Source organism: Acinetobacter sp. NIOH-H-8, assembly GCF_046635365.1.
Classification (GTDB): domain Bacteria; phylum Pseudomonadota; class Gammaproteobacteria; order Pseudomonadales; family Moraxellaceae; genus Acinetobacter.
The window spans coordinates 1-14,915 of record NZ_JBHDVN010000061.1 but is presented as its reverse complement, the minus strand read 5'-3'; the positions used below and the strand labels follow the sequence as shown (position 1 = coordinate 14,915).

10 protein-coding genes, 6 tRNA genes and 2 pseudogenes are annotated in these 14,915 nt (G+C 44.4%); 3 read left to right on the top strand and 15 right to left on the bottom strand.

What is annotated here, in order from left to right; genetic code table 11:
- Nucleotides 1-256: 256 nt before the first annotated feature.
- From ACEWB7_RS15280 to secA, 10 genes are all read right to left on the bottom strand, one after another.
- Nucleotides 257-333, bottom strand: a tRNA-Pro gene (locus tag ACEWB7_RS15280).
- Nucleotides 334-352: 19 nt separating this feature from the next.
- Nucleotides 353-428, bottom strand: a tRNA-His gene (locus ACEWB7_RS15275).
- 78 nt (nucleotides 429-506) lie between these two features.
- Nucleotides 507-583 (bottom strand) — tRNA-Pro (locus ACEWB7_RS15270).
- 18 nt (nucleotides 584-601) lie between these two features.
- Nucleotides 602-677 (bottom strand) — tRNA-His (locus tag ACEWB7_RS15265).
- 36 nt (nucleotides 678-713) lie between these two features.
- Nucleotides 714-790, bottom strand: a tRNA-Arg gene (locus tag ACEWB7_RS15260).
- A gap of 35 nt (nucleotides 791-825) precedes the next feature.
- Nucleotides 826-902 (bottom strand) — tRNA-Pro (locus ACEWB7_RS15255).
- Nucleotides 903-1,056: 154 nt separating this feature from the next.
- Nucleotides 1,057-2,124 (bottom strand): quinolinate synthase NadA, encoded by a 1,068-nt coding sequence (nadA, locus tag ACEWB7_RS15250; protein WP_125279614.1) that lies wholly within the window; start codon nucleotides 2,122-2,124, stop codon nucleotides 1,057-1,059.
- Between the two features lie 151 nt (nucleotides 2,125-2,275).
- Nucleotides 2,276-3,496, bottom strand: coding sequence for a bifunctional glutamate N-acetyltransferase/amino-acid acetyltransferase ArgJ (gene argJ, locus ACEWB7_RS15245; protein ID WP_262738945.1), 1,221 nt, complete (start codon nucleotides 3,494-3,496; stop codon nucleotides 2,276-2,278).
- A gap of 153 nt (nucleotides 3,497-3,649) precedes the next feature.
- Nucleotides 3,650-4,003 (bottom strand): hypothetical protein, encoded by a 354-nt coding sequence (locus ACEWB7_RS15240; protein WP_208462252.1) that lies wholly within the window; start codon nucleotides 4,001-4,003, stop codon nucleotides 3,650-3,652.
- A 152-nt stretch (nucleotides 4,004-4,155) separates the two neighbouring features.
- Complete coding sequence (gene secA, locus ACEWB7_RS15235) at nucleotides 4,156-6,882, bottom strand: preprotein translocase subunit SecA (RefSeq protein ID WP_175966728.1); 2,727 nt, start codon at nucleotides 6,880-6,882, stop codon at nucleotides 4,156-4,158.
- Between the two features lie 331 nt (nucleotides 6,883-7,213).
- Here secA and ACEWB7_RS15230 point away from each other — a divergent pair, with 331 nt between their 5' ends.
- Nucleotides 7,214-7,855, top strand: a complete 642-nt coding sequence (locus ACEWB7_RS15230; RefSeq protein ID WP_411580946.1) for a peroxiredoxin — start codon at nucleotides 7,214-7,216, stop codon at nucleotides 7,853-7,855.
- 576 nt (nucleotides 7,856-8,431) lie between these two features.
- Nucleotides 8,432-9,021 (top strand): annotated as a pseudogene (locus ACEWB7_RS15225) (dual specificity protein phosphatase family protein).
- Between the two features lie 5 nt (nucleotides 9,022-9,026).
- Here the strand turns inward: ACEWB7_RS15225 and ACEWB7_RS15220 are convergent.
- Genes ACEWB7_RS15220 through trpA form a run of 4 tightly spaced genes read right to left on the bottom strand, consistent with a single transcriptional unit; the run spans nucleotide 9,027 to nucleotide 13,024 of the window.
- Entirely contained in the window at nucleotides 9,027-10,055 is a 1,029-nt protein-coding gene (locus tag ACEWB7_RS15220; protein WP_411580945.1) for an SPOR domain-containing protein, read from the bottom strand.
- Entirely contained in the window at nucleotides 10,046-11,329 is a 1,284-nt protein-coding gene (gene folC, locus ACEWB7_RS15215) for a bifunctional tetrahydrofolate synthase/dihydrofolate synthase (protein WP_411580944.1), read from the bottom strand. The genes ACEWB7_RS15220 and folC overlap by 10 nt, the downstream gene beginning before the upstream one ends.
- Complete coding sequence (gene accD / locus ACEWB7_RS15210) at nucleotides 11,326-12,222, bottom strand: acetyl-CoA carboxylase, carboxyltransferase subunit beta (RefSeq protein WP_034169942.1); 897 nt, start codon at nucleotides 12,220-12,222, stop codon at nucleotides 11,326-11,328. Before accD ends, folC begins: the two co-directional genes overlap by 4 nt.
- 1 nt (nucleotide 12,223) lies before the next feature.
- Nucleotides 12,224-13,024, bottom strand: coding sequence for a tryptophan synthase subunit alpha (gene trpA / locus ACEWB7_RS15205; protein WP_159124159.1), 801 nt, complete (start codon nucleotides 13,022-13,024; stop codon nucleotides 12,224-12,226).
- Between the two features lie 365 nt (nucleotides 13,025-13,389).
- Between trpA and ACEWB7_RS15200 the strand changes: the two genes are divergently transcribed.
- Nucleotides 13,390-14,721 carry a Na+/H+ antiporter NhaC family protein gene (locus ACEWB7_RS15200; protein ID WP_411580943.1) on the top strand — a complete coding sequence of 444 codons (1,332 nt, stop codon included), beginning with the start codon at nucleotides 13,390-13,392 and terminating at the stop codon, nucleotides 14,719-14,721.
- A 97-nt stretch (nucleotides 14,722-14,818) separates the two neighbouring features.
- On the opposite strand, the pseudogene ACEWB7_RS15195 reads toward ACEWB7_RS15200, so the two are convergent.
- Nucleotides 14,819-14,915: pseudogene (locus ACEWB7_RS15195) on the bottom strand (IS1595 family transposase); the annotation flags it as partial.

Below are 14,915 nucleotides of genomic sequence, written 5' to 3'. Positions count from 1 at the left end.
AGAATGAAGAATGAAGAATGAAGAATGAAGAATGAAGAATGAAGAATGAAGAATGAAGAATGAAGAATGAAGAATGAAGAATGAAGAATGAAGAATGAAGAATGAAGAATGAAGAATGAAGAATGAAGAATGAACTTAATCAATAACCAGTTTCTAATCTATTTTTATTTTGATTGATAAATTTAGTTCGTACTTAAATTTTAGACATAAAAAAACCGCCTAATGCGGTATCCATATAATTAATCATTTTTATAGATGGTCGGAGCAGTAGGATTCGAACCTACGACCCCCTGGTCCCAAACCAGGTGCACTACCAGGCTGTGCTATGCTCCGATGTTCAACTCAAAAAAGTTGGGGTGAATGATGGGATTCGAACCCACGACAACCGGAATCACAATCCGGGGCTCTACCAACTGAGCTACATCCACCATCACGGTGTCTTCATTATTTAGACATAAAAAAACCGCTTGACGCGGTATCATTAATCCCAACCACCATGAAGAAGATGGTCGGAGCAGTAGGATTCGAACCTACGACCCCCTGGTCCCAAACCAGGTGCACTACCAGGCTGTGCTATGCTCCGATGTTCAACTCAAAGAGTTGGGGTGAATGATGGGATTCGAACCCACGACAACCGGAATCACAATCCGGGGCTCTACCAACTGAGCTACATCCACCATTGCCTTGGTTCTTAAATATCAAGCCACCAAAAATGGCGCGCCTGACAGGATTCGAACCTGTGACCATCCGCTTAGAAGGCGGATGCTCTATCCAACTGAGCTACAAGCGCTTTACTGATGATTTTCACCATCCGCCTTGAAGAATTGGTCGGAGCAGTAGGATTCGAACCTACGACCCCCTGGTCCCAAACCAGGTGCACTACCAGGCTGTGCTATGCTCCGATTCATCTCAGCTTTCGTATCAAGCTTATCGCTTGGTACGGTGTGCATTCTAGGCGTGACGCCATAAGACGTCAACACCTATATTTAAAAAAAATCAAAAAAACACTTCAAGCGTTTATTTATCAAGCATTTCAGACATTTTTTATACAAAATCTTAGCGTTTCAAACTAGCACTAAAATCTAGCATACGATCTAAAGGTAATTTAGCTCGCTGAGCTAAGGCAGGCTCAACATGAATCTCCTGATCACGATGTTGCAGAACATGCAAAATTCCCTCAAGTTCATTCATGGCCATCCAAGGACAGTGTGCACATGAACGACAGGTTGCTCCTTCTCCAGCGGTTGGAGCTTCAATCAGAATCTTATCTGGTACAGCCTGCTGCATTTTATAGAAAATACCGCGATCCGTTGCCACGATCAAACGCTGATGTGGCAAGGTTTGAGCTGCCTTGATTAACTGAGAAGTACTTCCAACTGCATCAGCAATTTCTACCACAGACATCGGTGATTCTGGATGAACCAGCACTGCCGCATCAGGATATAAGGCTTTCATATTGGCAATTCCGCGCGAACGGAATTCTTCATGAACAATACAAGCACCATCCCAAAGCAGCATGTCAGCACCAGTTTTATTCTGAATATAACGCCCCAGATGCTGATCCGGTGCCCAGATAATTTTCTCGCCCAAACTATCGAGGTGTTCAATAATCTCAACTGCACAACTTGAAGTCACGACCCAGTCAGCGCGGGCTTTAACCGCAGCCGAAGTATTGGCATAAACGACTACAGTATGATCAGGATGCGCATCACAGAATTTGGTAAATTCCTCTACCGGACAGCCCAAATCCAGTGAACAGGTTGCTTCAAGAGTTGGCATAAGGACGGTTTTTTCTGGTGAAAGTATTTTTGAGGTTTCACCCATGAACTTAACCCCGGCCACCACCAAGGTCGACGCAGGATGGTCACGCCCAAAACGTGCCATTTCCAATGAATCGGAGACACAGCCACCAGTCAGTTCCGCTAGTTCTTGTACTTCAGGATCACAATAATAATGCGCAACTAGCACTGCATTCTGCTTTTCCAGTTCAGCTTGAATCTGTGCGAATTTTTCCTGTTTGGCCTGTGCACTGATCTGATGCTCTTTGGGTTCTCCTAAACGATCTAAATGCGCCTGTACAATCGATTTGGCTTCATTGGCTATTAATTTGGTCGCATCATTCATAACAACTCTTACTCTACCCTCATGGCTCATTATTCAACGAACCTTTCACCCTACATCCCGGTCATCTCCAGCAAAATGCTTTTTGACCAGTCATTAAAAATCATAAGATATAAAAAAAGCCCCACAACGGAGGCTTAAGAAACAATCTGAATTATGAACGATAATCAGCATTGATCTTCACATAATCATAGGACAGGTCACAGGTATAGACTGTATCTTTTGCTTCACCCCGTCCAAGATCAACACGAATCGTCATTTCAGCTTGTGCCATCACACGTGCACCTGCCTCTTCGGTATAGTCTGCTGCTGCACCACCATCCTTGCAGATTTGTACATCATCTAACCAAACCTGAATTTTTGCAACGTCTAAATTCGCCACACCTGCATAACCGATTGCAGCCAGAATACGCCCCCAGTTTGGATCAGAAGCAAAGATCGCAGTTTTCACCAATGGAGAATGGGCGATGCTATAAGCCACGTCACAGCATTCCTGAGTATTGGCACCACCTTCTACGGCCACAGTAATAAACTTGGTTGCGCCTTCACCATCACGCACAATCAGTTGTGCAAGACGCTTCATGGTACGCATTAATACTTCAAGCACAGCAGCATAACGCGGATCTTCAACTGATGAAATTTCTGTTCCACCGGCCTGACCTGTGGCAATGAAAATACAAGAGTCATTGGTAGAGGTATCACCATCAATAGTAATGCGGTTGAATGACTGATTCACTGTCTCAGATAAAAGCTGTTGAACCAGTTCACGGCTGATTGGTACATCAGTCGCCACATAACCCAACATAGTCGCCATATTTGGGCGAATCATGCCGGCACCTTTGGAAATCCCGGTCATGGTATAAGTAATACCATCCAACTCGAACTGTTCAGATGCACCTTTCGGCGTAGTATCTGTAGTCATGATACCGGTTGCCGCATCAACCCAAGCATCATCACGCAATGAGTCTAATGCAGGCTGTAAACCACTGAGCAGACGCTCCATTGGTAATTGTTCGCCAATCACCCCTGTTGAAAATGGCAATACTTCTTCAGCTTTCACGCCTGCAAGTTCAGCCAGTTTGGCACAAGTGGCTTCAGCATTTGCCATACCTGTTGGACCAGTACCAGCATTAGCATTACCAGTATTGATGACTAGGTAACGTGGATTACCTGCCGCCAGATGTGCTTTAGAAACATGTACAGGGGCAGCACAAAAAGCATTCTGGGTAAATACACCTGCAACATTGGAGCCTTCAGCCAGTTCAAATATCACCAGGTCACGTCGGTTCTGATAGCGCACATACGCTTCTGCCGAACCAATTCTCACCCCTTTTACCACATGCATCTGTGGCATAGATACGTCACCAACTGCCATTTTTAAATGTCCAATATTGAAGTTTCATAAAAATACAGCTTAGTTGATCTTCATTAAAAAATCGAGCCAAAGCCAGATGAACACTCACTTTTCTTATGGTTTTTCACAAAAAAAACCAGTCATAGTGACTGGTTTTATTAAACTGGATCAAACTTAGTTTTTAGCCAGCTGGGTTGATTCACTCAATAAAGCCTGTTTCGCCTGTTGCTGACTTGCCGCAGAAAGCGCAGGGTTAGAAGCAACAATACGGTCTGCATTGGCTGAATTAGCTGCTGCAATCGCTGCAGTCTGCAAAACGATTGGACGGTTTGAATTATTAAAGGTATAGCGAATGCCGGTACGCGGACTTGCAATGGTCACCTGACCATCTGTACCCGTCTGAACCTGAGCCGTAGTTGGACCAATGGCCTGCTGAACTTTAGCAGGTGTCGTTGTTGCTGTTTCTGCAAAACTTAAAGTCGGGATTGCCAAAGCAGCAACCATCATCGTTTTTAATACTTTTGTCATTGTTTCTTCCACTTTGCGGTGTTCAATCTGCCATTAAATACCATTTAATCCAGTACAGTGCAAACAGTATTCACCACCTAAAAGTCCATATACATAAAAAGATCGGGACCAAATAGCCCTGATCTTTTTATAGTTTAGAAACTTAGCAGAAATTAGATCTTGCCATGACACTGTTTATATTTCAGACCTGAACCACATGGACAAGGTGCATTACGGCTTGCCGGTGCTTCAAAGACTGGTGCAACAGGATTAGCCTGCGCACTTTGTTCAGTGGTGATTTCATCTTCTTCAGCCAGTAATCCATCAAATTCCTGATGAGATAACTGCAAACGCATCGCTTCAGCCTGTGCCTGCTGCTGTGCTTCCATTTCAGCCAGTTCTTCAGGTGTTGGCACATGGATACGTGACAGATCAGTAATGACGTCAGACTTAATCACCCCCAGCATGTTTACAAACAGGTTGTAGGCTTCTTTTTTGTATTCCTGCTCTGGGTTTTTCTGTGCATAACCGCGTAAATGAATTCCTTGGCGCAGGTAATCCATCGCAGCCAGATGCTCTTTCCAGTGACGGTCCAGAGAGTTCAACATGAAATGACGTTCGAGTGATGCTGCAGATTCAGCGCCCATTTGTTCACGACGTGAACGGTAACGATTTACCACTTCTTCAGTAATTCGTTCAACCAGTGCTTCTTCGTCTAAACGACGATCCTGCTCTAACCATTGTGCGACTGGCAGATCAATCGATAAGTCTTCACGTAGTGCAAGTTCCAGACCTTCAATATCCCACTGATCGTGAATCGATTCAGGCGGAATATAGTTGGCGATCATGCCCTGCATCACTTCACGGATCATCTCTTCGATATAATCCTGCAATGAGCTTTCAGCCAGAATTTCATCACGCTGACTATAGATGATTTTACGCTGTTCGTTATTCACGTCATCGTATTTCAACAGGTTCTTACGAATGTCGAAGTTACGTGCTTCTACTTTGCGTTGTGCATTTTCGATTGAGCGTGATACCATTTTGTGTTCAATCGCTTCATCTTCTTTTAAGCCCATCGCACGCATCATGGCAACCACACGATCACCCGCAAAGATACGCATCAAGTCATCTTCAAGAGACAGGTAGAAACGCGATACACCCGGGTCACCCTGACGGCCCGCACGACCACGCAACTGGTTATCGATACGGCGAGATTCATGACGCTCAGAACCGATAATATGCAAACCACCAGAAGCGAGAACTGCTTCATGATTCGCCTCCCATTCTGCTTTCAGACGTGCTTCATCTTCAGGGGTTGGGTTTTCAATTTTGGCCAGTAGCGCTTTCCAGTTACCACCCAGCAAAATATCGGTACCACGACCTGCCATGTTGGTCGCAATGGTTACGGCACGCGGTGCACCTGCTTGGGCAATAATATCCGCTTCACGCTCATGCTGCTTGGCATTCAGGACTTCATGTTCAATACCAGCTTCTTTAAGCTTGTCAGAAAGAATTTCCGACGCTTCAATAGTAGCAGTACCAATCAGGATTGGCGCAACACCAGCTTCATGAACACGCTGAATTTCCTGAATAATCGCGTTGTATTTACCTTCACGATTCAGGTAAATCAAATCGTTCTGGTCATTACGGATCATTGGACGGTGAGTTGGAATAATTACCACATCCAGACCGTAAATTTCTTTCATTTCCGCAGCTTCAGTATCTGCTGTACCAGTCATACCGGATAATTTTTTATACAGACGGAAATAGTTCTGGAATGTGGTGGTTGCAAGGGTTTGGTTTTCCGGCTGGATTTCCAGACCTTCTTTTGCTTCAACCGCTTGGTGCAGACCTTCAGACCAGCGACGGCCCGGCATGGTACGACCGGTATTTTCATCAACAATGATCACTTCGCCTTCATGGATGATGTAATGCACGTTACGTTGATATAAATAGTGCGCACGAATCGCAGCAGTCACATGATGCAGCAAATTCAGATTAGAAGCTGAATACAGGCTTTCACCTTCAGCCAGCAAGCCCATTGCAATCAATTCACTTTCAATGGTTTCAAAACCGGTTTCTGTAATTTCAACAGAGCGCTGTTTTTCATCAATCCAGAAATGACCGCCATCCGGTACTTTTTCTTCTTTCTGTGCTTTTAACTTCGGTGGAATGCTGTTGATCGCTGCATAAAGCTGGGAGGAGTCTTCACTTTGACCAGAGATAATCAGTGGTGTACGCGCTTCATCGATCAGGATCGAATCGACCTCATCGATAATGGCATAAGTCAGACCACGCTGTTTTTTCTCAGCCAGCGAGAACACCATATTGTCACGAAGATAATCAAAACCGAATTCGTTATTGGTACCGTAAGTGATATCTGCTTTATAGGCTTCAGATTTTTCTATCGGGTTCTGCATGGAATAGATAATCCCGATGCTTAAACCCAAGAATTCGAACAATGGACGGTTTAATTCGGCATCACGTTGTGCCAAATAGTCGTTCACCGTGATGACATGGACACCCTGCCCGCTCAATGCATTAAGATAACAGGCCAGCGTTCCCATCAGGGTTTTACCTTCACCGGTACGCATCTCGGCAATCTTGCCTTCATGCAGGGTAATACCACCAATCAACTGTACGTCATAGTGACGCATTCCCATGACGCGTTTTGCAGCTTCACGACAGACTGCGAATGCTTCAGGAAGTAACTTATCTAGGCTTTCACCCTTATTATATCGTTGTTTGAATTCTTCAGTTTTTGCAGATAAGTCTGCATCGCTTAGGGCTGATATCGTCGGCTCGAGCGCATTAATCTTGTCTACGATTTTACGCATGCGTTTGAGTTCGCGCTCATTTTTGGTACCGAAGATTCCTCCGATCAGACTTGCCAACATGAATAGACTCTCTAAATCTTGCTTGTCAAATAAATATGTTCTTAGTCGTTATTATGGTGCTAGAAATTTGAACTACAAGGGTTTTGCCAGAAAACCAATGAAAAAACTCATCCTTCGTCCTAGCCCTGAGACCTAAGGCAAGGTAATGTAGCAAATTTTACCCATGCAATATAGTTAATTAGACGACTGATTTGTCTGATTCTGAATCAATAGCCTACTTCTTTATTCGGTTTATTCATAAGAAATTCTAAAAACACTATTTTAAATCATAAAAAAATTGGTTCATATTTATTCTCATCGACACATTACAAGATCAATTGAGGCAAGAAAAATGAGTTTACGTTTAGGCGATACCGCACCGAATTTTGAACAGCAATCTAGCGAAGGCTTAATTAATTTTTATGACTTTCTAGGCGATAGCTGGGGCATTTTATTTTCACATCCAGCCGATTACACCCCTGTATGCACCACTGAACTGGGCTTTACCGCAAAGTTAAAAGATGAATTTGAAAAGCGTGGCGTGAAAGCAATTGCCCTTTCTGTTGATGATGTTGAATCGCATCATGGCTGGATCAAAGACATCAATGAAACTCAAGGTACCACCGTTAACTTCCCGATCATTGCCGATCAGGATCGTAAAGTATCTGAGCTGTATGACTTCATTCACCCGAACGCGAGTGAAACCCTGACTGTACGTTCTCTGGTAATCATTGATCCAAACAAGAAAGTGCGTCTAATTATTACCTACCCTGCATCAACAGGCCGTAATTTCCATGAAGTATTACGTGTAGTCGACTCTCTACAATTAACTGACAACTATAAAGTCGCAACCCCGGCGAACTGGCAACATGGCGATGATGTGGTGATTGTACCTTCACTGAAAGATGAAGAAGAAATTAAACAACGCTTCCCTAAAGGTTATAAGGCAGTGACTCCTTATTTACGTCTTACGCCACAGCCTGAGCGAGGATAAGCGAAGCACTGCTTCGCCCGAGCGCAAGAACCATAGCTATGCTATGGCTGGTAAGGAATTAAAAGGACTCCTTTTTAATTTTGCGCAAGGCAAGCGTAGTGCGCAGTTTCCATAGTACTGCCCTTGCGCAAGACGAGAAGCTATGCTTCGAGTGATAACACCGAAACCACTGCTTTTCAGTTTTGCGCAAAGCAAACGAAGTGCGCAGTATTTGAAGCACTGCCTTAGTTTGTCGCAAGACAAGCGAAGCGCGTAGTTGCCAAAACACCGCTTTGCTTCGAGTGACGAATTAAAAACACTGCTTTTCATCAGTTTTGCGAAAGATAACCAAAGAACATAGTTTTCAATCACAATATTCTAAATAGAAGGTAAATCATTCAAAAAATCGGTAAATAACTCTCCACCATGAAAATGCTAGTCGTCATGCATCAACCATCATTTTCATGTTTAGTTTGATACCCACCGACGAGCCGGGTTTTCGAACTTTTCCCATCAAGCCTGTCTTCGGACAGGCTTTTTTTTGAAAAAGCCGATATTCTGTTGAAGAGAATGATTAAAAAGATGAGTCAGGTTGCAATGAAAAATAATTATGTACTTCTTCTGGTTTCCACGCTTGTTTTATCCGGCTGTACTCCAGCACTGCCTGAACAGGAACGCCCAATGCACTGGGGACAAGAACTGCATGAAGAACATAATTTTTATCAGATTAGCGATGAACTTTACCGAAGTGAACAGCCAAGCGATGAACTGACGCCCTTACTAAAACAATATGCCATTAATGTGGTGATCAACCTGCGTTCACGCGACAAAGATACGGATGTTTTTCAAATGAAGACCTCAAGCTTAAACATGTTCCCATTCATACCTGGGCTATGAATCGAGAGGATTTACTGAACGTAATGCAGTTGATTCAACAGGCACGGCAAAATAATGAAAAAATACTTTTACACTGCTATCACGGCTCAGACCGTACCGGTGCCAGTGTGGCCATGTACCGGATTATTTTTCAGAACTGGCGCATTGAAGATGCAGTACAGGAAATGAAGCATGGCGGTTATGGCTTTCATTCCATTTGGCGCAATATTGAAAAATTATTTACCCCTGAAAATGTAAAATGGATTCGCGAGCAACTCGCGAATCCATCTACAGAAACTTCGGTTAAGTAAGAGAGTTAACGCTTATCTAGCGGCACCCAGTCATTTACCCAGGCTGATTTCATGTTCAGGCTGGCATCAGACGCGATTTTCTTACGCAGTGCATCTGCTGTTTCACGGTCTTTAGATGGACCGACCATAATACGCACACCTTTAGATGTCTGGCTCTTGGTGACCTTGTAACCTTTGGCTCGCAGTTTGGCCGCAATGGCATCAGCATTGGCTTCATTGGCAGCCAGTGCCACCTGCACCATCCACTGCTTATCGCTTTCACCTTCAAGAAGTTTACGGGCTTTTTCAGCTTCAGCCTTTTTCTTGGCTTCTTCTGCTTTATGCTTCTCTTCAGCTTTGCGCTTCTCTTCTGCCTTACGTTTTTCCTCAGCAGCTTTATGCTCAGCTTCTTTTTTCTTTTCAGCCGCTTTGTGCTCTTCCTCGGCCTTACGTTTTGCTTCAGCTGCCTTATGCGCTTCTTCAGCTTTACGTTTCTCTTCTAGCTTACGTTTTTCCTCTGCAGCCTTCTGCTCTGCCTGTTTCTTGGCAGTATCAGCTGAAGTTTGGGCTTTTTGCTGCTCAAGCTTCTGCTGTTCTAACTTTTTTTGTGCAGCAGCCTTGTCTTCAGCCAGACGTTTTTGTTTAGTCTGTTCATCTTCAGCCAGTTCAGGCGGAATATTGTCTGAACTTTGCTGTCCCATACGATGGGCATTCAAAGCGGCATATTCTTCTGCCGCACGACGTGCTGCATCTGCCTCAGCCTGCTGTTGCATGGCTAAAAATTCAGCTGCACGAGCTTCCTGTTCAGCTACTGCTTTTTCGCGGTCACGACGCTGCTGTTCCAGCAGACGTTTTTCTGTTTCCACATCGACTGTTAAAGAACCTAATGAATTGTTGACTGTATCTTTTGATTCTACTTCTGCAGCCAGTGCCGGGTTTTGCTGACGATCCTGATGAATTTCATTTTGGCCTTTCAGGAGTAATGCTGCCAATAAAACACCACCACCTAGTAAAACAACGCCACCCATCCAGCGTTGTTTGTTATTCATTGACATTCTTCCAAATACTCCCATACCGCTTCTAAGGTATGAAATGATCCACATACCAAAATCAGCTGATTATTCTCTGTTTCATCCAGCGCTGATTTAAAAGCTAATTTTACATTGTCAAATTGTTCTATCAATTCACCTTGCAGTGCATCAGTCAAAAGTGTGACCTCTACCGCACGTGGTACAGATAATGGTGCAATTTTCCACAAATGAACAGTGTCTTTCAACAACTTGACGACAGAATTTATATCTTTATCTGCCAGCATGGAAAATACACAAATAACTTCCTTATATTTCTTGTTGTAATTTAAATAATTGCGTAATTGTTTTAACAGGAACTCTACCCCATGCGGGTTATGTCCGGCATCAAAAATGACGGTCTTATTCTGAATTTCTCGGACTTCAAAACGACCCGGCAATTTAGCTGCCTGAATTCCTTCCGCAATCGCTGTCTGGTTGACTTCCAGACCACTCAGCAAGATCGCTGCAACCGCTGTCGAAATATTATCCAGCGCCAGTGAACCTGTCGGCAATTTTAAAGTCGTACCCGACGATGCAAAAGCCCAGGTTTTGCCATCTTCAAAGGCTTCATAGAAATAATCACGGTTGATAGCATACAACGGCGCATTGCATTCAGCAGCTTTATCCAGAATGGCTTGTGGAATATCTTGCTGACCGCCAAAAATCACGGGAATATTCGGACGGATAATACCAGCTTTTTCAAAAGCAATTTTTTCAATGGTATCACCGAGCCAGTCGGTATGATCCAGTCCGATATTGGTGATGACCGCAACATCCGGATTAACTACGTTGACCACATCCAGACGACCGCCCAATCCGACTTCCAGCACCCACACATCACACAGTTCATGTTTAAAAATCACAAATGCAGCAAGTGTGGTTGCTTCAAAGAATGACAGGCTTAAATCGCATTCGCGACGTGCCCGATCGACTTCAACAAAAGCATCAATCAGCAACTGATCTTCGACTTCAATCCCGCGTAATTTCACCCGTTCATTGAAGCGATATACATGAGGAGACTGATACAGTCCGACTTTAAATCCCTGAGCATTAAGAATGGCAGCCAGAGTCGTGGTCGTTGAACCTTTACCATTGGTTCCGGCAACCGTCAGGACTTTAGCCTCCGGATTGATCACCCCCAGCTTTTCAGCCACAGGAATGACACGTTCCAGACCTAAATCAATCCCCGTAACGTGAACATGGCTCCAATAATCGAGCCATGTATCAAGTGAATCAGTTGCTAGTGGTGCTGTGTTCAAGGCAGGTTCATCAATTTCGTGATAATACGATAAACTGTATCACGTAATGCATGACGGTGAACAATCTGATCGATTACACCATGATCAAGCAAATATTCAGCGCGCTGGAACGGTTCATCCAGTTTTTCACGTACAGTTTGTTCGATCACACGTTTACCCGCAAAGCCGATCATGGCTTTCGGTTCAGCCAGATGCACATCACCCAGCATGGCTAAAGATGCAGTTACACCGCCGTAGACTGGATGGGTCAATACCACCACATAAGGCAGACCTGCTTCTTTCAAACGCTGAATCGCTGCTGAAGTACGTGCCATTTGCATCAAAGACAGCATGCCTTCCTGCATACGCGCGCCACCAGAAGCTGCAAAACAGATTAGAGGTTGATGTGTTTCAATCGCACGCTCGGCTGCCTGCACAAAACGGTCACCCACTACGGTACCCATAGAGCCGCCCATGAAGTCGAATTCAAATGCGGTTGCAATCATTGGTACACCTTTCAGCAGACCTTGCATCACGATCAGTGCTTCAGTTTCACCCGTTTTCTTTTGTGCTTCCGACATACGCTCAGGATAAGCTTTGCTGTCGACAAATTTCAGTGGATCTTTGGCCGTAAATTCCTGACCCATTTCAGTCTGTACCTGATCAAAGAACCAGTTCAGACGGTCACGTGCTTTCATTTTCAGATGTTCATCGCATTGTGGACAAACATAAGCATTAAATGACATTGCAGTACGTGTCACCAAAGCATGACATTCAGGGCACTCAATTGTTGGCTCTGTGAATGTCGCTTTTAGGGTGGTTTGCTCATCAGGTACATGAATGCCCGGAACAATACGCTCCGTCCATGGGGTCGATGGGCTCAGAATTTTGCCTGATTTCACTTGTTGACTCATACTATAACTCATCGAGCGCTGCTCGAAGCTCCTTGACTTTATTCACCGTCGCAATAACGGCTTGTTCTGGCGCGAGGGTTGCAAACTGTTTTACAAACGCACTCCCCACAATAACTGCATCGGCAGCAACACCCATCGCTTTCGCAGATGCGGCATCACTGATACCAAAACCAACGCCTACAGGAACTTCTGTCTCTGCCTTAATTTTCTGAATACGTGCAGCTGCTTCAGATACATCTAATGTTGCAGCACCCGTCACACCTTTCAGCGACACGTAGTAAATAAAGCCACTGGCTTGTTTCACTACATGCTGAATACGCTCATCAGTTGAGGTCGGAGCCAACAGGAAAATCTGATCCATTTCATATTTTTCCAGCACTTGGCCCAGATCTTGAGCTTCTTCAGGAGGAAGATCGACCAGAAGCACGCCGTCTACACCGCATTCATAGGCATAAGCCACAAACTTTTCATAGCCAATGACTTCAACCGGATTGAGATAACCCATGAGTACCACTGGTGTTTCGCGGTCTTTCAAGCGAAATTCTTTCACCATGTGCAGTGCATCTAGGGTATTGGTGCCACCGGCCAGCGCGCGTTCAGCGGCCAGAGCAATCACCGGACCATCTGCCATTGGATCTGAAAAAGGAAGACCCAGTTCAATCACGTCGACGCCAGCGTCCACCATCTGGTGCAGCAAAGGTACGGTTACCTCTGGATGCGGGTCACCAGCCATAACATAAGAAACTAAAGCTTTACGCTGTTGAGATTTAAGTTGTCCAAATCGTGTGGCTAAACGTGACATAGGGCTGAGCTTTCCTTAAGGTGTTTCAAACTTGAGACATTGACTATGTAGAAATACAAGACATCGCATTGTAACGCTATTTTTTGTACATTGAACAGTGTGCAACATCGACCTCTGGCATTTCATTTCCTGTGCGAGGATTTCAGAACAACCCGAAGGGATCTATTTACGATTATTTTGATTTTTTTCTCAATGATCAAAGATGCCTAATTTTGGCATTCCCTAAAATGTTGAATATTTAGATAAACTTATTTTTATTATAGAAAAATTAATAAAAATGCAGATGTTAGCGCATTCATTTAAAGTTTTCTGAAATTGCAAAACCTGTTTTATACTAGCCCCATTCTCTTATTTTTTTATCTCCTATGCAGACTGACTCTGAAGGTACAGTGCAGGCGCGCGCCATTGCACTGTTGCCGCTTATTGTATTTTTAACCATCTTTTTAGGTAGCGGGATCTATCATTCTCTGATCGGAACTGAATTTGCGTTTTATCAGATTAAAGCGCCTGTTGCCGCCCTGCCCGCGATTATCTTGGCTGCATTAGTGTATCGTGGCAAACTCAATCAGGGTATTGAAGAATTTCTTAAAGGTGCCAGCCATCCCAACCTGATCCTGATGTTCATGGTGTTTATGCTAGCCGGTGCTTTTGCCAGTGTTAGCAGTGCGATTGGCAGTGTTGATGCCACCGTACAAATGGGCCTGTCCGTTATTCCTCCGAGTTTTGTCTTACCGATGCTGTTTGTGATTTCGGCATTTATTGCGACGGCGATGGGTACCTCGATGGGAACCATTGCCGCCTGTGCACCGATTGCCTTTGGCTTTGCACAAGTGACCGAGATTCCGGTGGTTTATGCAATTGGCGCCGTGGTCGGTGGAGCAATGTTCGGTGATAACCTGTCAATGATTTCCGACACCACCATTGCCGCAACCAGCAGCCAGAAAGTTCAGTTACGTGACAAATTCAGAGTCAATGTCTGGATTGCTGTACCGGCTTCCATCGTCACGATTTTGATCTATATCTTCAATGCAGGCAGTTTTAGTCCAGTGGGATACAAGGACTTTAACTGGATCCTGATCCTGCCTTATATTGCGGTGTTTTTACTGGCTTTTAGCCGTCTGCATGTTCTGGCGGTTTTAACCATCGGTGTCGTGTTATCGGGTTTATTCGGGCTATTTGCTACGCCAGATTTCAATATCCTCAAGCTGAACACTTCCATTTATGATGGCTTTGTCGGCATGTTTGAAGTGGCACTGTTATCCATGTTCCTGGGTGGCCTGTCTGCGATCATGCAACGTGAAGGTGGTTTACGCTGGCTGATCGAACGCATCTACGCGCTGACTCGCTTATTTAAAGTAGGCCGTCAACGTGCCGGTGAAATCGGGATCAGTTTCTTGGTCGTATTTTCCAACCTGTTTGTGGCAAATAATACTGTCGCAATTATTCTGGCTGGTGATATGGCCCGTGAAGTGGCGAAAGAATACGGGGTTGATCCAAAACGTGCCGCCGCCCTGATGGATATTTTCTCCTGTGTGGTACAAGGTCTGATTCCTTATGGCGCACAATTATTACTTGCCTGTTCAATTGCCAAACTTTCTCCAGTCGAGCTAATCGGGGGCGTGTATTATTGCTGGATTCTGGCAATATTTGCAGTGATCTCGATTGCTTTCCGATACCCTAAATTAAAAACAGCTTAAATTAATTCATGAAATAAAGCGGCCAATGATGGCCGTTTTTTTATGCCTGATCCTATTTTAACTGTTTGGCTCTAGACTAGCAGATTTACACTTAATTTTACCTAATGAGGTTCCACAGCTCAGTTGCTAACTCATTAGGTTCCCTCATCCAACGCCATTCAGTTTCTTTAAGATGATAATCAAAGTACTCTTTT

Excerpts from the sequence above, each read along its gene's own strand:
- nadA (WP_125279614.1), bottom strand. The coding sequence starts at position 2,124 with ATGAATGATGCGACCAAATTAATAGCCAATGAAGCCAAATCGATTGTA.
- argJ (WP_262738945.1), bottom strand. The coding sequence starts at position 3,496 with ATGGCAGTTGGTGACGTATCTATGCCACAGATGCATGTGGTAAAAGGG.
- ACEWB7_RS15240 (WP_208462252.1), bottom strand. The coding sequence starts at position 4,003 with ATGACAAAAGTATTAAAAACGATGATGGTTGCTGCTTTGGCAATCCCG.
- secA (WP_175966728.1), bottom strand. The coding sequence starts at position 6,882 with ATGTTGGCAAGTCTGATCGGAGGAATCTTCGGTACCAAAAATGAGCGC.
- ACEWB7_RS15230 (WP_411580946.1), top strand. The coding sequence starts at position 7,214 with ATGAGTTTACGTTTAGGCGATACCGCACCGAATTTTGAACAGCAATCT.
- ACEWB7_RS15220 (WP_411580945.1), bottom strand. The coding sequence starts at position 10,055 with ATGTCAATGAATAACAAACAACGCTGGATGGGTGGCGTTGTTTTACTA.
- accD (WP_034169942.1), bottom strand. The coding sequence starts at position 12,222 with ATGAGTCAACAAGTGAAATCAGGCAAAATTCTGAGCCCATCGACCCCA.
- trpA (WP_159124159.1), bottom strand. The coding sequence starts at position 13,024 with ATGTCACGTTTAGCCACACGATTTGGACAACTTAAATCTCAACAGCGT.
- ACEWB7_RS15200 (WP_411580943.1), top strand. The coding sequence starts at position 13,390 with ATGCAGACTGACTCTGAAGGTACAGTGCAGGCGCGCGCCATTGCACTG.